12 protein-coding genes are annotated in these 20,374 nt (G+C 62.9%); 5 read left to right on the forward strand and 7 right to left on the reverse strand.

Translation table 11 applies throughout. The features are described from left to right. Positions 1–101 precede the first annotated feature (101 nt). The 4 genes from AB1724_13155 to AB1724_13170 are packed head-to-tail and all read left to right on the forward strand — an operon-like array spanning position 102 to position 4,757. Positions 102–1,562, forward strand: a complete 1,461-nt coding sequence (locus AB1724_13155) for an efflux transporter outer membrane subunit (GenBank protein MEW6078757.1) — start codon at positions 102–104, stop codon at positions 1,560–1,562. Beyond that, positions 1,559–2,854, forward strand: a complete 1,296-nt coding sequence (locus AB1724_13160; protein ID MEW6078758.1) for an efflux RND transporter periplasmic adaptor subunit — start codon at positions 1,559–1,561, stop codon at positions 2,852–2,854. The genes AB1724_13155 and AB1724_13160 overlap by 4 nt, the downstream gene beginning before the upstream one ends. Next, a complete protein-coding gene (locus AB1724_13165) occupies positions 2,851–3,555 on the forward strand; it encodes an ABC transporter ATP-binding protein (GenBank protein ID MEW6078759.1) in 705 nt (234 codons plus the stop codon). The genes AB1724_13160 and AB1724_13165 overlap by 4 nt, the downstream gene beginning before the upstream one ends. Next, positions 3,555–4,757 carry an ABC transporter permease gene (locus tag AB1724_13170; protein ID MEW6078760.1) on the forward strand — a complete coding sequence of 401 codons (1,203 nt, stop codon included), beginning with the start codon at positions 3,555–3,557 and terminating at the stop codon, positions 4,755–4,757. The genes AB1724_13165 and AB1724_13170 overlap by 1 nt, the downstream gene beginning before the upstream one ends. Positions 4,758–4,892: 135 nt before the next feature. Here the strand turns inward: AB1724_13170 and AB1724_13175 are convergent, their stop codons facing one another. After that, entirely contained in the window at positions 4,893–6,791 is a 1,899-nt protein-coding gene (locus AB1724_13175; GenBank protein MEW6078761.1) for a PAS domain S-box protein, read from the reverse strand. A gap of 211 nt (positions 6,792–7,002) precedes the next feature. Here AB1724_13175 and ettA point away from each other — a divergent pair, with 211 nt between their 5' ends. Next, positions 7,003–8,685, forward strand: coding sequence for an energy-dependent translational throttle protein EttA (ettA, locus tag AB1724_13180; GenBank protein MEW6078762.1), 1,683 nt, complete (start codon positions 7,003–7,005; stop codon positions 8,683–8,685). Positions 8,686–8,821: 136 nt separating this feature from the next. On the opposite strand, the gene AB1724_13185 is transcribed toward ettA, so the two are convergent. From AB1724_13185 to AB1724_13210, 6 genes are all read right to left on the reverse strand, one after another. Beyond that, on the reverse strand, positions 8,822–10,204 hold the full coding sequence (locus AB1724_13185) for an ATP-binding protein (GenBank protein ID MEW6078763.1): 1,383 nt from the start codon (positions 10,202–10,204) through the stop codon (positions 8,822–8,824). Beyond that, positions 10,197–10,781 (reverse strand): YfiR/HmsC family protein, encoded by a 585-nt coding sequence (locus tag AB1724_13190; protein MEW6078764.1) that lies wholly within the window; start codon positions 10,779–10,781, stop codon positions 10,197–10,199. Before AB1724_13190 ends, AB1724_13185 begins: the two co-directional genes overlap by 8 nt. Positions 10,782–10,798: 17 nt before the next feature. After that, positions 10,799–12,868, reverse strand: coding sequence for a TonB-dependent receptor (locus tag AB1724_13195; protein ID MEW6078765.1), 2,070 nt, complete (start codon positions 12,866–12,868; stop codon positions 10,799–10,801). Positions 12,869–12,947: 79 nt separating this feature from the next. Next, on the reverse strand, positions 12,948–16,079 hold the full coding sequence (locus tag AB1724_13200; GenBank protein ID MEW6078766.1) for a beta-propeller domain-containing protein: 3,132 nt from the start codon (positions 16,077–16,079) through the stop codon (positions 12,948–12,950). Positions 16,080–16,243: 164 nt separating this feature from the next. Next, positions 16,244–17,074, reverse strand: coding sequence for a response regulator (locus AB1724_13205; protein ID MEW6078767.1), 831 nt, complete (start codon positions 17,072–17,074; stop codon positions 16,244–16,246). Positions 17,075–17,215: 141 nt separating this feature from the next. Then, positions 17,216–20,365: a hypothetical protein gene (locus AB1724_13210; protein MEW6078768.1), complete on the reverse strand. Its 3,150-nt coding sequence runs from the start codon at positions 20,363–20,365 to the stop codon at positions 17,216–17,218. Positions 20,366–20,374 lie beyond the last annotated feature (9 nt).

The raw sequence follows: 20,374 nt of genomic DNA on the forward strand, positions 1-20,374 counted from the left end.
TGCCGTGTTCCGTCCGGGCAGGCCGGGGACTTTCCCCTTGACTTATCCTTATATAAATCCTGAAGATCTGTTAAAATATATTATTTTGTGGATAAAGGACCATGACCCGGCAACGATCACATCCTTTCTGGATCAAACTGCTGACAGCGGCGGCCTGCCTCTGCTTGGCCTCATGTATCACGGTGGGACCGGACTATACCGCGCCGGCCCCGGAAACGCCGACGGCCTGGGACCGCCTCGATCCGGGAGACCGGCCCGCGGCCCTGGCGGACGCGACCGGCGATCTTGGCCAATGGTGGCAGCGGCTGAACGATCCCCTGCTGTCGGAACTGGTGGAGGAAGTCCTGCGGTCAAGCCCCGACCTGGCCATCGCCCGCGCCCGGCTGCGGGAGGCCCGCGCCCGGCGAACCGCGGCCTCGGCCGACCTGTTTCCCGAGGTTTCCGCCGCGGGCTCCGCCCGGCAATCACGGTCCAGCGAGGAGGTCGGCAGCGGCGATACCAGCGAGTTCTATTCCGCCGGATTTGACGCCGGCTGGGAACTGGATGTGTTCGGCGGCACCCGCCGGAGCATCGAAGCCGCCGAAGCCGATCTGGCCGCGGCCGCGGCCGGCCTGGATCATACCCGGGTTTCCCTGGCGGCCGAGACGGCCATCGGCTATATCCAGACCCGCTCCCTGCAAAACCGCATCGCCATCGCCCGGGACAACCTGGCCAGCCAGTCTGAAACGCTGCAACTGACCGAGTGGCGGGCCCGGGCCGGACTGGTCAGCGAGCTGGACGTGGAACAGGCCCGCGGCAACTGCGAACAGATCCGGGCCCGGATCCCCAGCCTGGAGATCAGCCTGGCCGAAACCGGACACGCCCTGGATATCCTGCTGGGCCATCTTCCGGGAACGATGCGCCGGCGCCTGGCCGCGGCCGGCGCCCTGCCGGAACCGCCCGCCGACGTGGCCGTGGGTATTCCGGCCGACACCCTGCGCCAGCGTCCCGATGTCCGCGCCGCCGAGCGCACCCTGGCCGCCGAAACCGCCCGGACGGGCCTGGCCGAAGCGGCCCGTTACCCCTCCTTTCACCTCTCCGGCTCCATCGGCCTGGAGGCTTTGCACTTCAGCTCCCTGGGTAACAGCGGCGCCGACGCCTCCTCGCTGCTGGCCGGCATCACCGTGCCGATTTTTGACGCCGGACGGCTCCGCAGCCAGGTAGAGGCGCAGGATGCCGTCCGCGAACAGGCGCAGATAAAATATGAACAGGCCGTGCGCAACGCCCTCCAGGAGGTGGAAAACGCCCTGGTGGCCCTGGCCGGCAACCGTGACCGGGTCCGGGCGTTGACCGCCGCCGACCAGGCAGCCCGCAGCGCGGCCGGGATGACGCGGCAGCGGTACAGCGCCGGACTGACCGATTTCCAGTCGGTACTTGACACCGAACGCACCGCTTTGGCCGTGGAGGAAAGCCTCGCCATCGCCAGGGCCGACGGCCTTCTCGCCCTCATCCGCCTGTACAAGGCCCTGGGCGGCGGCTGGCCGGCGCCCGACCTTCAATCCACCGGCAAGGAGACCCCATGAACGATATTCCCGCACCCGGAACCCGTCAACCCGCCAGCCTGGAACAACTGCTTGACACCCGCGCCGGGAAACGCTTCGGACGACGCGGCCTGTGGCTGGCCGGCGCCCTGACGCTGATCGTCGGCGCGGTCCTGCTTTTTTTCCTGCTCTCCGACGACAACGCCACCGCCGACCGCTACAAAACCGAAGCGGTCGAGACCGGTACCCTGGTGGTCAAGGTATCGGCCACCGGCAACCTGCAGCCGACCAACCAGGTTAAGGTGGGCAGCGAACTGTCCGGCATCATCGAGCAGGTCTTTGTCGACGACAATGACCGGGTGGAAAAAGGACAGGAACTGGCCCGGCTGGACCTGTCCAAGCTGCGGGACGCGGTGGCCAGATCGCGGGCCGCGCTGGCTTCCGCCGAAGCGGGCGTCCTGCAGGCCCGGGCCACGGTGGCCGAAAAACAGGCCGGCCTGGCCCGTCTCCGGGAGGTGTCGCGGATCTCCGGGGGAAAAGTGCCCTCGGCCGAGGAAATGGACATGGCCGAAGCTGATGTAAAGCGCGCCGAAGCGGACGAGGCTGCCGCCCTGGCCGCGGTGGCCCAGGCCGGGGCTACCCTCCAGTCCGGAGAAACAGACCTGGCCAAGGCCAGCATCCGTTCACCCATCAACGGCGTGGTCCTGAGCCGTGAAGTGGAGCCGGGACAGACGGTGGCCGCCTCCTTCCAGGCGCCGGTGCTGTTCACCCTGGCCGAAGACCTGACCCGGATGGAACTCCAGGTGGACATCGACGAAGCCGACGTGGGTCAGGTCAGGGAAGGACAGCAGGCCACGTTCAGCGTGGATGCCTGGCCGGGCCGCCAGTACACCGCCGTCATCACCCGGGTCGGCTACGGTTCTCAGGAAGAGAACGGCGTTATCTCCTATCCCGCCGTCCTGCGGGTCGACAATGATGACCTGAGCCTCCGGCCCGGCATGACCGGTACCGCCGAGATCACCACCCTGACCCGCGAGAACGCCCTGCTGGCGCCCAACGCGGCCCTCCGTTTCTCCCCGCCGGAGATTGACGCTACGGAAAAGGACGGAGGCGGAGGGTTAGCCAGAATGCTGATCCCGCAACGGCCGCGGCAGGCACGCAAGGTGGTGACGACCGATAAGGGCCAGGCCCGCGTCTGGGTGCTGCGGGACGGCCGGCCTGAAGCGGTTTCCGTCCAGGCCGGCGCCAGCAACGGCCGCTTTACCGAAATCACCGGCGGCGACATCAAGGCCGGTCAGCAGGTTATCACCGAAACCAGCGGCGAGGCCCCATGAGCGAGACCGCCCTCATCCGGCTGGCCGGCATCACCAAAACCTACGGCAGCGGGCAGGCCGCCCTGCGGGCACTCAACGGCATCGACCTGACCGTGGCGACCGGCGATTTTGTGGCCATCATGGGCCACAGCGGCTCCGGCAAATCCACCGCCATGAACATCATCGGCTGCCTGGACACGCCCACCAGCGGCAGCTATGAATTTCAGGGCGTGCACGTGGAGCGATTGTCCCGCCGGCAGCTTGCCCTGGTCCGGCGATATTACATCGGCTTTGTTTTCCAGGGGTTCAACCTGCTGGCGCGCACCACCGCCCTGGAAAACGTAGAACTGCCTCTGATCTACCGCGGCGAAGCCGCCGCCGCCCGCCACGCCGCGGCGCGTACCACCCTGGCCCAGGTGGGGCTGACGGGCTGGGAGCACCACACCCCGGCCGAGCTGTCCGGCGGGCAGCAGCAGCGGGTGGCCATTGCCCGGGCCATCGTCACCCGGCCGGCCCTGCTCCTGGCCGACGAACCCACCGGTAATCTCGACACCGCCACCAGCCGGGAGATCATGGAGCTGATTGTGAATCTCAACCGGGAACTGGGCGTCACCGTCATCATGGTGACCCACGAACCCGACATCGCCGCTCATGCCCGGCGCGTGATCCGATTCGTCGACGGCCGGGTGGAAAGCGACCGGGAAAACGGAGAGGCCGCCTGATGATCGCCAATACCCTGCTGCTCTCCATCCGTGCCATCCGGCGCAACCTGCTGCGGTCCTTTCTCACGGTCCTGGGCATCGTCATCGGCGTGGCTGCCGTCATCACCATGGTTACCCTGGGCAACGGCGCCACCCGGTCCGTGACCGACCAGATCGCCAGCATGGGCAGCAATCTGCTGATCGCCATTCCGGGCCAGCGGTTCGGCCCCGGTTCCGAAGGCGCCCCCAGCTTCAAAAGCGCGGACATAGAGGCCGTCCGGGACCAGATATCCGGCGTCGAACGGATCGCGCCCATGGTCAGCAAAGGGGTTACCGCCGTGGTTCAGGCCGGCAACTGGGCGACCGTGGTGTACGGCACCACCAATGATTATTTACCGGCCGGCAACTGGGAGCTGGCCGCCGGCCGCGATTTTTCCGAAACCGAAGAACGGTCCGGAAAGGCGGTGTGCGTTATCGGGGAAACGGTCCGGGACAAACTGTTCGGCCGGCAGAACCCGGTCGGCAGCGAAATCCGCATCAAGCAGTTCTCCTGCCAGGTGGTCGGCCTGCTCCGGCCCAAGGGACAGTCGGCCATGGGACACGACCAGGACGATATCGTCGTCCTGCCGCTGCGGACCGTGCAGCGGCGCCTGTCCGGCAACCAGGACATCAACCGGCTGATCATTTCCGTACGCGACCCGTCCGCCATCGACGCGGTCAAGGATCAACTCACCCTGCTGCTGCGGGAGCGGCGCAAGATCGGCATCAACGAGGAAGACGATTTCCGCGTCATGGACACCCGCCAGATCGCCGAGGCCCTGACCAGCACCACCCGCATCATGACCATGCTGCTGGGGGCCGTGGCCGCGGTGAGTCTGCTGGTGGGCGGCATCGGCATCATGAACATCATGCTGGTGTCGGTCACCGAGCGGACCCGGGAGATCGGCATCCGGCTGGCCATCGGCGCCCTGGAGCGGGAAGTGCTGCTGCAGTTTCTGGTGGAAGCCGTGGCCCTGTCCTGCCTGGGCGGCCTGATCGGCATCGTTCTGGCCACGGTGGTCTCCATTTTACTGGCCGACCTGATGAAGGTTCCCTATCTCTTCAACCCCGGCATCAACCTGCTGTCTTTTCTGTTTTCCGGGGCCATCGGCGTCATCTTCGGTTATTTTCCGGCCCGCCGGGCGGCCCGGTTGAATCCTATCGACGCCCTGCGCCACGAATAATGAAGGGCACCTTGAGATCATCTTTGATCTGGGGTTGGTATCATTCAGCGCTTCGGTATGGATCAAGGGGCCCCTTGAATCCTTGAACCCTCCGTACCAACGAAATTTGGAGAAGAACCAAAGATAGGAAGACGGTCAATCATCGGCCAGAACGCGCGTGAGCTCGGCCTCCAGGGCGGCCATGGTGAACGGTTTGACCAGTCCCCCGGCAAAACCATAGTCACGGTAATTGGACAGAACCGGGTCAGAGGAGTAGCCGCTGGAGACAATGGCCCGGGCGCCAGGGTCAACAGCCAGGATCTTTTGCACGGCTTCCCTTCCGCCCATGCCGCCGGGAACGGTCAGGTCCAGAATCACCAGATCAAAGGGGCTGCCCTGTTCCATGGTCGCGGTATATTGCGCTACGGCGTCCTGACCATCCCTGGAGACTTCCACGGAATGTCCGAAAGTATTCAGCATGCTTACGCCCAGTTTCCGGATGGCCTCATTGTCGTCCATGAACAGGATACGCCGGGGCTTTCGACCGGCGGGTTCTTCGGCCCGGGAAACCTGCCGCGGGGATTCGATCGCGGCCGCCGGATCGGCCGGGAAAAAAATCGTGAAAATGGTGCCGACATCAGGCGTTGAGTCTACACGGATGAGCCCGCCGTGGCGGGTGATGACGCCATGGGCAACGGCCAGCCCCAGGCCGCTTCCGTTCTGTTTGGTGGTAAAATACGGATCAAATATCCGGTCGATGATTTTGGCCGGGATGCCGGTGCCTTCGTCGCGGATGGACAGGCGGACCCATGGACCGGACGGGGATAGCGCCCGGCTTTCCCCGGGATTGTCCATATTGACCGCGGACACATGGAGACAGCCGCCGGCCGGCATAGCCTGGACGGCGTTGATGATGAGGTTGGCCAGCACCTGGCCGATCTGCCCCTTGTCCGCCCGAACCGGCCAGAGGTCCGGCGGCAGATCAAAATGCGGCAGTACATTGCTGCCGCTCAAATGAAAAGAAACCGCCTCTCTGACCATTTCCCGGACATCCACGACCTCCCGTACGGGATCGCCGCCCCGGGCAAAGGTCAGCAGTTGTCCGGTCAGGCGCCGGGCCCGCTCCAGGGCGCCGCCGGCGTTGTCCAGATAGCGCCCGGAGGGGTGGCTGTCCGGCAGGCCCATCCGGGCCATTTCGATATTGCCGAACACGCCCATGAGCAGGTTATTGAAGTCGTGGGCGATACCGCCGGCGATGGTGCCCAGGCTTTCCAGTTTCTGCCGGCGCAGCCGTTCCCTTTCGGCGTTGCGGCGTTCGGTGACGTCGGAAAACAGGCCGATATTGTGCTCCCGGCCGTTTAAATCCACCCGGGCCGTGTTGATATCGGCGTAAATGACGCTGCCGTCCTTTCGCCGGCAGGCGATGTCCGGAGCAAGTGTTTTCTCTCCGCGGGCCTGGGCTTCGAATTCGGAAATGGTATGGGCCAGGCTCTCCGGCGGATGAATGTCCTTTAAACCCAGAAGCGTGAGTTCCTGCTCCGTGTATCCCAGCATCCGGCAGATGGCCGGATTGGCATAGACAAACTGCCGGGTCTCAAGGTCCGCCACCAGGATGCCTTCGGCGGCATTGTTAAACAGCGCCCGGAAACGGGCTTCGCTTTCCCGCAGTTGATGCTCGATCCGCTTGCGTTCGGTAATATCCCTGACAATGGCCAGCAGGAGGTCCCGGTCTCCATGCCGGATGCGGCCGGTAGAGATTTCCACCGGATAAACCGATCCGTTCTTATGGAGGTGCTCGCCCTCGACCGTGAACCGGTGGCCGTCGTCCCATTGCCGCCACTGGGCCAGAATATCATCCTGGTTGGTTCTGTCCCCGTGAAGGTCAAAAACGGTCAGCCCCAGCAGTTCCTCCCGGCTGTATCCGGACTGGAGGCAGGCCATGCGGTTGACGTCCAGGATGCGGCCGTCCAGATCGTGAAGATAGATCCCCTCCACGGACTGATCGAACAGGGCACGGTATTTGTCTTCGACTCTGTCTTGCTTTTCGTCTGTCAAGGCGGACTTGATCCTGAATGCTGATAATGATGATGATTTATTGTTATTTTATATTATTATTCTGTTAAAAGTCAACCCGTGCGGTCAATTTCCCGCCTGTCCGAATCACGATCGAAAACCGGGTCGCAAAATGAAACGTTTGGCACCTGTCCGGTTTTGTGATAATTTCTCTTGGCCATACAACCAAAAATCAAAAAGTCCAGGAGCGGATATGAGTACGGAACCGGAAAAAATCATCTACACCATGATGCGGGTAAGCAAGTTCTATCAGACCCGGCAGGTATTGAAGGAAATTTCACTGTCCTATTTCTACGGCGCCAAGATCGGCGTGCTGGGACTCAATGGATCGGGCAAAAGCTCCCTGCTGAGAATCATGGCCGGTGTGGACCCGGATTTTGACGGCGAAGCGGTGCTGTCGCCGGGACATACCCTCGGGTTTCTGGAACAGGAACCGCAGCTCGATCCGGAAAAAACCGTCAAAGCCGTGGTCGAGGAAGGCATGAGCGAGGCGGTGGGTCTGATCAACGAATATAACGCCATCAGCGAAAAATTCGCCGAACCCATGGACGACGAGGCCATGGAAAAGCTTATCGAACGCCAGGGCGTACTTCAGGAGAAAATCGACCACATGGACGCCTGGGACATTGACTCCCGCCTGGAAATGGCCATGGACGCCCTGCGCTGCCCGCCGGGCGATACCCCCGTCAAGGTACTCTCCGGCGGCGAGAAGCGGCGGGTGGCCCTGTGCCGGCTTCTGCTCCGGAAACCGGACGTCCTGCTGCTGGACGAACCGACCAACCACCTGGACGCGGAAACCGTGGCCTGGCTGGAGCGGCACCTGCAGCAATATGCCGGCACGGTCATCGCCGTCACCCACGACCGCTATTTTCTGGACAACGTGGCCGGCTGGATTCTGGAGCTGGACCGGGGTCGCGGCGTGCCCTGGAAAGGGAACTATTCCTCGTGGCTGGAACAGAAACAGACGCGGTTGAAACAGGAAGAAAAATCGGAAAGCGAACGCCAGAAGACATTGCAGCGCGAACTGGAGTGGATTCATATGTCGCCCAAGGGCCGCCACGCCAAATCCAAGGCGCGCATCACCGCCTACGAGAACCTGCTCAGCCAGGAGAACGAAAAGCTGGGCGGGAGCCTGGAAATCTATATCCCGCCCGGTCCGCGCCTGGGACAGGTCGTGATCGAAGCGGAAAAAGTCAGCAAAGCGTACGGCGACCGTTTTTTATTTGAAGACATGAATTTCGCCCTGCCGGCGGGCGGCATCATCGGCGTCATCGGCCCCAACGGCGCCGGCAAGACCACGCTTTTTAAAATGATCACCGGCGCCGAGAAGCCCGATTCCGGCACGCTCCGCGTCGGGGACACCGTCCAGCTGGCCTACGTGGACCAGGACCGCCAGAGCCTGGATCCGGACAAGTCCATCTGGGAGGTGATATCCGGCGGCGCCGACAACATCCAGCTGGGCAACCGGGAGATGAACTCCCGGGCCTACGTCTCCCGGTTCAATTTTTCCGGAACCGATCAGCAGAAGAAGACCTCCATGATTTCCGGAGGCGAGCGCAACCGGGTTCATCTGGCCTGCATGCTCAAGCAGGGCGGCAACGTCATCCTGCTGGACGAACCGACCAACGATCTGGACGTGAACACCATGCGCGCCCTGGAAGAGGCCCTGGAGCATTTCGCCGGCTGCGCCGTGGTCATCAGCCACGACCGCTGGTTTTTAGACCGGATCGCCACCCACATCCTGGCCTTTGAAAGCGACAGCCGGGTGGTCTGGTTTGACGGCAACTACTCGGAATACGAGGCCGACCGCAAGCGGCGGCTGGGCAAGGAGGCGGATCAGCCCCACCGGATCAAGTACCGGCCGCTGACCCGCTGATATCAATTCCGGATCAAAGCGCTCTCTTCGTTGACTGCGTCGTCGGCTCCTCGACGTATTACCATACGCCTGCGTCGCCTCCTCCTGGCCGCCTTGAGATCATCTTTGATCCGAAATTGATATAAACCACGGAAAATCAGATTTTTTCCGAGCAAACCGGCATGAAAACGCGGAAAGCGCTGCCCTGGCCGGGGCGGCTGTCGATTTCGATTTTCATGTCCGATTCACGGACGATGGTGTGAACGATGGAAAGCCCCAGGCCGGTCCCCTCGCCCACGGGCTTGGTGGTGTAAAACGGTTCCAGGCAGCGCTCGGCCTCGTCGGCGCTCATGCCGATGCCGTTGTCCCTGACCTCCAGCACGACCCGGCCGCTGCCGTTATCGGAAACCAGGCGGACGGCAACGGCCTTGCGGAACTCCCCGCCCGCGTTCTTCTTCCTTGCCTCCACGGCGTACCGGGCGTTGGACAGCAGGTTGACCACGATCTGCTCCAGCTTCTGGGCGTTGGCGCGGATGTCCGGCAGCCCGTCGGCGATCTCCACCGTCAGGTCGATTTCATGGATGCGGAACTGTTCCCGGAAAAAGGACAGGGCATCCTCCACCGGCCCGGCCGGTGAAATGATTGCCTCGGCGCTGCTGCCGGCCCGGACAAAGGAGCGCATGTTGTCGATGATGCGGGAGGCCCGCTGGACCTGCTGCACGATCTTGCCGGCAGCCCGGGCTTCCATGGATTCCTCGCCTTGCTTTTCAAAATAACGGTTCAGCCCGTCCGACGCCATGCGGATGATGGCCAGGGGCTGGTTGATCTCGTGGGCGATGCCCGAAGCCATCTCGCCCATGGCCGTCAGGCGCCCGGCGTGAATCATCTGGGCCTGCTGCTCCAGCAGTTCGGTTTCGGTCCTCTGGATGCGGCGGAGCTGGCCGATCATCAGCCGCCAGATAACGATGAGCACCAGAAAGCCCCCGGTCAGGCCGATGAAATAGGCAGACCGCACCTCCGCCTTGAACCGCGTGAGAAAGACCCGGGAGTTGTGAATGCGGACAACGCCCATGAGTTCCCGCCCGCCGGACGAGTACAGGGGGATCTCGGACACGAACACCGCTGTGGCGTCCATCTTCCCCGACTCCATGTCCAGGCTCTTTTCGGACGCCGGGATGACGCTGTAGTCCACCGCCAGGGCCGCGCCCTCGACAAAGGGGGTGCCGTCGTCCGGGTCCTGGAGCAGCAGCAGCCGGTCCAGGGCCGTCCGCAGGTCCGCCTCAATGGCCGGCGGCGCGGGCCGGGTCATGAGGTTTTCCAGGAGGACGGCCAGTTCCTGGGTATGGGACCGGGCCAGGGAACGGGCCGTGACTTCGGCCTTGCGGGTAAGGAGCGGCTCCAGGATCCGGACCCAGTAGAGGACCATCATGCCTTCCAGGGTCAGGGTCAGCACGAGAAACATGAGTGTCAGCCAGGTCTGGAGACGCGCCCATCCCGATGAACGCAGTGTTCCGTCCCGGCTTTTCCCTTGTTTACTCATACACGACGGCCACTTGCAGGAAGAAGGGTTTGAGACGCAGGCCCGAAGCGCGGACGGCCTCGAGATTGACATAGGGCTGGATGCGGTCGCTCACGCGGATGCCGGCGGCGGCGCCGTTTTCCACATCTCCCTCGAAGGGAGAAAAAAGGAGGATGCCCCGTTCCCGGCAGAAGGCGGCCACCCGTTCCAGGTCGTCCCCCGCGGACTGGGTCAGGAAAACCCCGGCCGGCGACAGGGCGCCCAGGTTGTCCAGGGAGTCCAGCCCCGCTGTTTCAATTCGCAGGGAGAGGCCGCGGACGCGGTCGATCCGGCGCAGGCGGTCGGCCATGTCAAGGGCCGTGGCCGGGTCGTCCCGGTAAAGCAGGAGAACCGGCAGCGCGCCGGAGGCGTCCTGCCGGGCGGTGATATCCATGTCCGCCGCCAGCAGGGTCGGAAAAAGCTCCAGGCCGACCCATGCCCGGCGCACGTCCCGCTCGCCGCCGAACCCGGCCGCGGCCCACAGGCAGAGGACAAGGGCCAGGCACAGCGCCTTCAGCGGGCCCCTTCCTTCATGATATGTGGCATAGCGGTCGGACATGGGTGTCTCTTCTGTCGTTAAAATTCAAAACTCAGGCCGGTCCACCACCAGCGGGACAGGCGCTGCTCACCCGGCGGCAATCCGATCCCGCCGGGCTCATCCGAACGGTAAGCGAAAACGTCGCCGTAGCCGGGGTAACGGATGTCCTCGCCGGTGAGGTTTTTCACTCCCGCGCGCAGGGTAACGCCCCGCAGCCAGGCCAGGGTCAGCGTCGCCGTCAGGTCCAGCCGGTGGATCTCGTCCATGGCGGCGTCTCCCGTCACACAGGTTCCCGGCAGGAACCGGTGGGGATCCTCGAACCGGTAAAGCAGGGAAAGGGCCAGCGGCCGCCAGGGCCGCGCCGTCAGGATCAGGTTGGTCATCCAGTCGTTGACCCGGTCCGAGTCGTTCTCCAGGGTGTTTAAGGAAATATTGCCGTCAAAGGTCAGTTTTTCCGGGATCAGGGGGAATTCCACTTCGGCCTCGACCCCGCTGGAACGGATATCATCGTCTTCGGCAAGGGCATCCACGCCGCGCCCCGGGTCGATGAGCGAGTGATACAGGGTCACCCGGCCGAGACGGGGCCCGGACCGGCAGATATAGCCGAGCTCCAGGGTGTCGGCCCGGCCGGTCAGTTCGTCGTCCCAGTCGTATCCGTAAGCCCCGGCCAGGGTCATATCCATGAAGCCGGCCGGCCGGTAGGACCGCGCCACCTGGGCCTTGAGCACGTGGCTTGGGCCCGGCGGACCGCCCGGATCAAGACGCCAGACCGCCGCCAGCCGCGGCGTGGTGTAATCCCCGATATCGTTGTAATGATCGTAGCGCAGGCCCGCCGTCAGGGTGACAGGCTTTGCCACCCGGATTTCATCCTGGAGCGTCAGGCTGGTCAGGCGGCGTTGGGCGTCCCCGTAACGGATTTCATCGGCGCCTTCGCCCGCGGTGACGTCATCCAGGTTCGTCCGGATGAAATCGCCCTGGAGCAGCAGCGTCTGGGACTCCAGCATGTCGGCGGTAACGGAGGCCTGGCCCCGGAACTCGTTTTGGTCATAGTCGTAGCCGTAAAGGCAGGATTCCGACGCCGCGGCCGGATCAAAGGCGGCATAAAAATCACTGTCGGACCGGAAGCGGTTGACCTGCCACCCCAGGCCCCAGTTGACCCGGACCGTGTCGGAGGGATCAAAAAAATGACGGGCGCTGATGCCTTCCAGGCGGGAATCGTAGAAATCGTTCTGCCGGTTGGAAAACCCGTGGGCCTGGACATCCAGGGCGCCCGCCCGCAGGGAGGCGATTCCGGACCCGTAGGTCTTGTCTTCGTCGGAGGACCCGCCCGGAGACCGGGCCAGGGGCGCCAGGCTTTCCGAAGCGAGGGCGTCCGGCGAGTCTTCCGATTCGTCCACCATGGCCGACGACAGGCCGGGGGCGGCGATGAGGGCGGCGCCGTCGGCTTTCTGCCCGGCCGCGTTGAGGCTGAAACGGACATCGCCGGTTTCGTTGTCCGCGCCGACCGCGCCGCCGGCGGTGTAAACGCCGTGATGCCCGACACCGCCGAACACCCGCCGGCCTTCCTTGCGGGTGATGATGTTAAGGACGCCGGCGTCGGCGAATTCGCCGTGGATGACCGAGACCGGTCCCCGCATGACCTCGATGCGGTCCACCTGCTCGATGGGCATGTTGGGTACCGGGTCCACGCCGAAAGCGGTGGTCAGGGGCGTGCCGTCCAGGAGGATTTTCACCTGGCCTGACGAGAACGCCCGGGGAACGCCGCGGATGACCATGCGCCAGACATTCTCGCCGGCCAGGGCCAGCCGCATGCCGGGCACCAGGGACACGGCCTCGGCCACGGTGCGGATGCCGCGGTTTTCCAGATCGTCGCCGTAGAGGACCGTGACCATGCCGGGCGTATCATCGGCGTTTAAGCGGGTGCGGGTGGCGATCTCCGTGAGATAGTCCAGGGTGCGGCAGAGGTCTTCCTCACCGGGGTCCGCCGCGGCGGGCGGGGTGCCGGCCGGAAGGTCCGGCCCGGCCAGGGACGGGAAAGCCCCGGTCAGCCACAGACCCAGGCAGAGCATCGCCGCCGTTAGCACCCGGTGAAAAAGGCCTGGCCTCATAGAAAAATCCGAAAAATGCGATTCCCCGGCTCCCTGATTTGACGGAGCCGGGGAAACCGCGTTTTATTTTACGACTTCTTTAGTTCATGCTCTTGACCCACAGGCCGTAATACCCCATGGGCACGTAAGCATTGCCGCCGGCGAACACGATCCGGTTGCCCCACCCGCCCGGGCTCCGGTATCCATCCAGGGTCAGGACGGCGGGATTGGCCAGGTTGTAGCAGGCGATGCTGTCGGACACCCGCAGGAACACGTCGGTTCCGGAGGCTTCCATCAGATACATCCAGCTGCCGGCGCTGAAGGGATGGTCATACGTCTTCAGGTTGGCGGGGTCGGCCGTATCGATGACCTTCAGGACGGTCTGGTCGGCTGAGGACTGCCCGAAGCCGGTGAAATAAGTCCGGCTGCCGGTCAGCAGGTAATCATAGCCGTAGTACCAGCCGTAATCCGTGGTACCCAGGTCCACCTGGCCCAGGGCATAGGCGGCATCGCCGTCCAGCTGGATGGTGTTGAAGGAGAAGGCGCGGCTGTCGGTCGTGCCGACCCACTCCATGTTCAGGGTGTATCCCGTGTCGCCGGCCGCGTTCAGACCCAGGCAAAGACCGGGGATATTGATGCCGGCCAGCTCCGTCGGGACGCTCATGTCGCTCAAGTCAAGGCGGCCCAGGAAGTACTGGGTCCGGGGACGGCCCAGTTCGTCTTTTTCCTCCTGCTCCTCGAAGTAGCTGTAGCAGAGGGTGCTGCCGTTGACAAAATAACCGGAAGCTTCGGGCCGGGCCAGAACGGTCTTGGCGGCCACCACCGGGGCGTCGGCGTTGGACAGATCCACCACCGTCACCTCGGTCTCCTGCGGTTCTTCCGTTTCCGGTTCACTGATCAGGACCGGCTCTTCCCCTTCGCCGGGTTCGACGTAGGGGCTGATGAGAATGGGTTCTTCTTCACCGGTATCCAGGGTGCTGATCAGCATGGGCACATCTCCGCCGGCATCACCTTCATCCCCCGCGCCCTCATCTTCTGTCACGGAACGGGCCACGGCAGCCGCCACATCCGTGCCGTCATCGCCGCCTTCGGCGTCGGCATAGAGGATGGGATAGTCGTTGTTCCGGGGCGGTTTGACGAACACGAAAGCGTTCTGCCCCAGGCGGAGGAATTCGCCCTGGGAGTAGTTGTAGGGATAGAGCAGGCCGTAAATGTCCGGCTGCGCGGCCGTGTAGTAGCTGCCCTCCAGTTCAACCCGGCCCCGTTTCACCGGCGCGGCCGCGTTGGCGAAATCGTACACCGTCACCCGGGTGGCGCCTTCATAGTAAATATCGTAGCGGTAGATCTGCCCGTCACCGGGATAATTCCAGTAGTTGGAAACCACGTAGATCTTGTCGCCCGCGCCGTAAAGCGCCACGAAGGAGTCGCCCGATTCCAGGTCGATCTGGCCGGCCACGGTCCCGTATTCCGGATCCCGCATGGGCACTGCCTGAAGCGTGGTCACGCCCATGTCGTCCTGGACCACCCGGACGCCGTACTGGCTGTTAAGCGGCTCGAAATCAACGATGTTTTCCATCAGGCCCAGGGAGGCCGTAACGACCGGTTTATCCCGGTCGGCGGCGTTGATGACCTGGAGCTGCCGGCCGGACACGGAGAAGAGGCGATCATTCACCGTGCGGCTTCGCAGCACGCTGCCTTCCTGTGTGACCCAGCCCCTGGCCTGGAGATCATCGGCGGTAAAATCCACCAGCTGCAGGCGTTCCTCATAAGCATACTGGTCGTTTGTCCAGCTCGACGTCGAATAGGGCAGCAGGATCAGGCCCATTTCGTCGATGATGGTCAGGGCCTTGACGTCGTCGTAGGCTGTGGACGAGCTCCAGCCGGTCTGGTCGCCGAAGGAGACCCGGTCCACCAGTGAGGGGCCGGCCGGATCGGTCACGTCAAACAGGGAGACCGATACCTGCCAGCCGTTTTCGTTGTCCACGCCCAGGGCGATCAGACGGTCACCCTTGGGCTCAATATAAGTGGACCAGCCCGGCACGGTCAGTTCGCCCGCGATCTGCGGATTGGCCGGATCGCTCAGGTCGATCACCCAGAGGGGGTCCACCTGCTCGAAGGTAACCATGTAGGCCCGGTTCCCGTCAAAACGGGTGGCGAACAACTGCTCGCCATGGCCGAGTTCAACGGTGCCGGTCACGGCCATGTTGTCCGGATCATTGACATCGATCACCCGCAGGCTGCTTTTGCCGCCTTCCTCGTTCCATTCATAGGAGCAGACCCGGAAATAACCGCCGGCGTAATCCATCTTGAATTTGTCCTGAACGCTGCCCGGGAAGGTAATATTGCCCCGTTTGCGGATGTCGCCGGCCGGGTCGGAAATATCCACGTAGGTGACGGTGGTCCGGTCGGCTGAATAATAGCCCGCCATGGAAGGAACGAATATGGCCGCATCGGTTACATGGATATAATCGGAAGCGCCTTCCAAAGTTTCCCGGTCCACTTCCACCGCGCTGGCGGGGTTGGCAATATTGATGGAGGCCACATAGGATTGCCGCCCGTCGGTTTCACCGGTCACGGAACGGATGATGCCGCCGGCATCACCCAGCCAGCCGTAGTAAAAATCCTCGGAAGAAACTACATAGAGGATATCGCCCACGATCCGCGAATCGGTGACCCGGCCTTCCAGGGATACCGTGCCCAGCGCTGAAGGATTGGCCGGATTGCTCACGTCGGCGATGGTCACCCGGCTCCCTTCCGTCGGGATGCCGTTGTTCATGCCGCCGCCGGTTTCCATGATGCCGTAGTAAAGGTACTGGGGCAGGGACACGATGACATAGGCCCGGCCGTCCCGGATATACATGTCCACCGGCTCGCCGCTGATGGCCAGGCGGCCCATAATGGACGGGCTGTCCGGGTTGGCGATATCGCAGACGTAAAGCCCCCGGTACTGGTTGAGGATGTACAACCGGGTGCCGTCGACCTTGATGATGTCCGCCTCCTCGATCTCGCGGGCCACGTCCCGGGAACCGTCATCCATTTCATCGGCTGTCGGGGCCATGTCGCCCTCGCCGTTAAGCGAGTACATCTCGTCCCCGGCCACGGCCGTGTAATATTCGGGTTTGGCCTGGGACGAATGAGACGAACTGCCGTTGTCGCAGGCGCTGATGCACAGCGACAGGATCAGAAGCGCCGCAAGCAGCCAGACGTTAATTGATTGACGCCGGTTTGACATGGATGACCTCCTCTTGGTTTGTGAGTTACTGGTTTTAAATTTTCTTTCCCCTATGGCTGTCATCCTGAAGAAAGCGGCCGGTAATGTCAAAAGCACAAACCGGCAATATCCGTCAATTCCGGACAAAAATGGATTGTTTGTAAATAACGGCATGGGTATTGCTGTCATCGGGAAAGGAGTTCCGCCAGATGCCGGACCAGCCGTTCCAGTTCGGTCTTTTCTTCCGGCCCCGTCCGGCAGTTGTTGAGAACGAAATAGCCGGTGTCCAGCACGTCGTTGAACCGGGGATTGGGCGGCAGGGTGGCGATGCTCAGGTACCGGTCCAGGGTACGGGTACGGTAGGTGCCGCCGTTGTCGACCGAGGCGGACCACAGGCGGCTTTCTTCGGCCAGGTCGATCTTGGTCTTGCCGGAGGACTGCTTCCAGCAGCGCAGGGCGTGGTTCATCAGTTCCACGGCGGTCTCGCGCCGGCGGGTTTTGAGCAGTTCCTCCTCCACGGCCCGGCGCTCGGACTTCTCCTTCTGAAGCTCATTTTCCAGTTGGCGCCGGAGCCGGGTCAGTTCCAGGTTAGCCTTTTCCAGGCGGGCGGTCTTTTCCTGGAGCGCCCGGATGAGGTCGGCCTTTTCCATTCCCTTTTCCACGGCCACTTCCAGTTCCTCGATGCCCACCGGCTTGCGCAGGTAGTTGATGGCACCCAGCCGCATGGCCGCCACGGCCGTGTCCATTTCACCGTGGCCGGTCATGACGATGCACTGAATGTCCGGCCGGATTTCCAAAGCCCGGCGGATCAGCTCGATGCCGTCCATGCCCGGCATGCGAATGTCGGCCACCATGACATCGGCGGGTTTGGCGGCCAGCTTTCTGATGGCCTCGACGCCGGACAATGCGGATTCAACCCGGAAGGAGCGTTCCTCGAGTTGCCAGCGGACGAACTCCACCAGATCGGGCTCGTCGTCAACGATCAGCACCGCCCCCCTGCGTATTCCGTCTGTCATGCGCGTTCCCCCGTTGTGGTTGGAGATAAGGCCAGTCACCGGTGCGGCCTGTTGAAACCGGCCGGGTCCGGGCCCGGATATGTCATAAAAAAAGAGGCCTCCATTGCGGCCCCCACCTATAGCAAAAACAGATACGAAGGATCAACTTTTTTCCCAAAGCCGGCCGGCTGCGGGGCCTGAACCGGAGATGGAACCGTTCAGGCGGCAGGAGCCGACATCGTCCGGCGCCCGGTCCGAGAGCATCTCATCCAGCCGTTCAACCGCCGCCAGATATTCAGGGGAATTATCCAGGTAAAACGCCAGGGGTCTTGAAAAATTCCGGCCCAGGACCCCGTCCAGGAGCAGCTGGCTGATTTCGCGCTCCATGGTCAGCACTTTCTGGGCCTTGACAAGGATCCGGCGCTGGTCAGGGTCCATGGCGCAGAAAAGCTTGTTAAAAGCGGTCCGCGCCCGGGGCTGGTACATCCAGAAATAAAGCAGGTCCAGGGCGTTGATGATCAGGATGGTGATACTGTGCCGGGCCTCTTCATCGGCGGACTTGAACCATTCCAATGGGCTGTCCAGGAGCTCGAAGACGTCCTTTTCCGGGAAAAGAATTTCAAGATGGGCATACACATCCAGGAACTGGCGGAACTTCTTCTGGTAGTCGCTGACCCGGTGACGGATGTTGCGGGTCCGGTCCACCGTGCCTTCGATGAATCCGGCGACGACATCCGAGGCCGCCTTGGAAATCACCGCCGCCCACTGCTGAAGCGTCGCGTCAACAGCCGCCGCCCCGCAAAACCCCATCACGCCGCCGACCAGCTGGTTGAGGCCGAAAGCGACCGGTATGGACAAGAGGCTCCGGAAAAAATTCGCGAAGGCCGCTTCCGGGGGCAGGCCGCGGAACAGGTTGTGACTGGTCAGGTACACCCCGTTGACCATGGCCATGACCGCATAAAGAAGGACCGGGTGGGTGGCGGTGGTGATCCCGAACCCCTGGTTCAACAGAAGCGTCTTGACGAAATAATCGAGCAGGGGGACGGAAAACCCCGTAAAGAACAGGGAGTCGGTCAGCCGTTCCCAGCTGATATAGTCGTTCCATCTCAGCAGGCGGGACCTTTTCAACCCGCCCCCGCCCAGGACCATCTGGATAACGTTTCGCAGGCCGGTGATGCCGAACCAGATGAACGCGCCGAAGAAACTGAGCACCCACCAGTCATGGGCGAGGAAAAACGTCAGGAACGCCGGGATGAACCCGAAGGTGATTTTAAGGGCGTTTTTCAGGTGGGTCTGCAGATACCGCCACCGGAGGCGCGGCCGGTAGACCTCCGCTTCGGGCTGGCGCAGCGAAATCCGGTTGGCGTTGTAAGGCTGCAGCCCGCCCAGGGTGACGATATTCCCGTCCGGCACCATTTTCACCGACCCTTCCCTGGCATACCATTCCCGGCGGCGCTGCATGCCGAGGTGGCCGCAGCCCGGAACGGCACGGATCACCTTCAGGAGAAGGGCGCTCAACGGACCGGTGGCGGGAACCGGCAGGTAACTGATCCGCAGGTGGGTTTCCACCCGGAAAGGGATGACCAGCCGGGGGGATTCCCCGCCCTCGACGGCCGCTTTCCGGGCCCTTTTCGGCAGGGAGTCCATGACGACAAGGCCCATGCCGTGAAGGCGGGGGGACTGCCCGGTGGAGTCGCTGCCGACCCTGGGCTTGAGTTCCCTGACCCGGTACATGTTCTGCAGCGTTTCAAGATCGGAGAGGATCCCGATGAATTTTCCGATCCGGGAGTGATCCAGCGGGTCCCGGCTCTGCTTCAGCTCTTCGATCATGCGCAGGATCATCTGTTTGAGCTGGATCACGTTGCCGCTGTTTAAAATCTCCTGCAGCCGGGCAATGAGGGGAATGTGATCGACCTTGCCGTTGGCGTAGTCCTTCAGGTTGAATATTTCCAGCCGGGAAATGCGCCCCCGGCATTCATAAACGAGCTCCAGGACGTCATGGGCCTTCATGTTGCTCAGGTTCAGCGTGAAACGGTAACCCGAATGGATCTGGGCCAGCCGGTCCACCAGTTCGCAGGGCGCCAGCCGCATCAGCGGCGGCAGGTCCGGGGCATCGGGCCGCCCCGCGTCCGGCACTTCCGGGTTGTCCCCGGGCTCCAGATAAAGATCGTGGAGGAGATCCGTATCCATCTCGTCCATGCGGTTGATCCGTATCGCGATCTTCCGCCGTCCGGCCTCGTCGGCATCCGCGTATTGCTCCCGCAGCCGGGCGGCCTTTTCCTGCATCAGGGGAAGAAGGCGGATATGGATGAACTTGGCCAGGTGCAGCAGAGAGGCCTGTCCCATCCCGACAAAGGCCGAGAAATCCGACTCTTCCAGGGGGGGCAGATCAATGCCCAGGTCCCGGTTGATGTCGGGGCGGTGACGGCGGTTGAAGTGATCCAGCATGGCCATCACATGCCGGCGCTGGAATTCAGACACCTGGCGGCCTTCACCCATCAGTGACCGGACCGGTGGTGTGTCCAGGAACTTCAGGAAGTCATGGGCGCCCGCGAAACCGCGCGGCACCCAGATGATCTGGGCGAACCGGTCGTGGAACCGGGCCGAGTATTCAATGCCGATCCGCACGACAATGCCCATGACGGCGGCGGCCTCCAGCAGTTCGGCGGCGGTTTCCGGCCGGATGAAATTGTAATAGATGACCCGCAGCCGGCGGATCCCCTTGATCCAGGCGTCCATGATCAGGTGGGTGGCCGATTTCCGGCCCTTGGTGTTGGCGTCGTGGACGTGATCGTCAAACGCCAGCTGGTTCCACTCTTCCGGCATTTCGAGCAGGTGATATTTTCTCAGGCATTCCCTCACGATGCGGGGCTTGCCGGTGGCGGTCAGCCGGAAGTCATGGGCGAGTTCCAGCTGCCGGGGATAATTCCCGTGCGCCCTGACCAGGTCCTTCATGATCTCTATCAGCACGCGGCCGGTGTTGATCTGAAGGTCCTGATTGGTGCTGCACATCACCTCGTCCCGCAGGGCCCGCAGGGCGTTGAGCCGGTGCTCAATCTGACCGCTTTCCAGCGATTCCAGCAGGTGGATGACGGCGTAAGCGATGCGGAGCCCCTGGGTTTCGGCCATCTCCTTTATGCCCCGGGGGTGGAAATCATGAAAGAAACGGCGCTGGGTGTGGGAGTGAACCTTCTCGGCGGTCATCATGTCGTTGACCATCCGGACGATATAGTGGTCCCTGCTGTCAAAGAACAACCCGCCCGGGAAGCCGGCATCCGGGCGCCTTCCGGCGACTGGCGTCAATGCCTTCATGCTGTCTCT

This window comes from Thermodesulfobacteriota bacterium (genome assembly GCA_040753795.1).
Lineage (GTDB): Bacteria > Desulfobacterota > Desulfobacteria > Desulfobacterales > Desulfosudaceae > JBFMDX01.

What these genes read in the sequence shown, in the direction of transcription:
- AB1724_13185 (MEW6078763.1), bottom strand. Translation starts at nt 10,204, where the DNA reads ATGAGTAAACAAGGGAAAAGCCGGGACGGAACACTGCGTTCATCGGGA.
- AB1724_13165 (MEW6078759.1), top strand. Translation starts at nt 2,851, where the DNA reads ATGAGCGAGACCGCCCTCATCCGGCTGGCCGGCATCACCAAAACCTAC.
- AB1724_13205 (MEW6078767.1), bottom strand. Translation starts at nt 17,074, where the DNA reads ATGACAGACGGAATACGCAGGGGGGCGGTGCTGATCGTTGACGACGAG.
- AB1724_13160 (MEW6078758.1), top strand. Translation starts at nt 1,559, where the DNA reads ATGAACGATATTCCCGCACCCGGAACCCGTCAACCCGCCAGCCTGGAA.
- AB1724_13200 (MEW6078766.1), bottom strand. Translation starts at nt 16,079, where the DNA reads ATGTCAAACCGGCGTCAATCAATTAACGTCTGGCTGCTTGCGGCGCTT.
- AB1724_13155 (MEW6078757.1), top strand. Translation starts at nt 102, where the DNA reads ATGACCCGGCAACGATCACATCCTTTCTGGATCAAACTGCTGACAGCG.
- AB1724_13170 (MEW6078760.1), top strand. Translation starts at nt 3,555, where the DNA reads ATGATCGCCAATACCCTGCTGCTCTCCATCCGTGCCATCCGGCGCAAC.
- AB1724_13190 (MEW6078764.1), bottom strand. Translation starts at nt 10,781, where the DNA reads ATGTCCGACCGCTATGCCACATATCATGAAGGAAGGGGCCCGCTGAAG.
- AB1724_13210 (MEW6078768.1), bottom strand. Translation starts at nt 20,365, where the DNA reads ATGAAGGCATTGACGCCAGTCGCCGGAAGGCGCCCGGATGCCGGCTTC.
- AB1724_13195 (MEW6078765.1), bottom strand. Translation starts at nt 12,868, where the DNA reads ATGAGGCCAGGCCTTTTTCACCGGGTGCTAACGGCGGCGATGCTCTGC.
- ettA (MEW6078762.1), top strand. Translation starts at nt 7,003, where the DNA reads ATGAGTACGGAACCGGAAAAAATCATCTACACCATGATGCGGGTAAGC.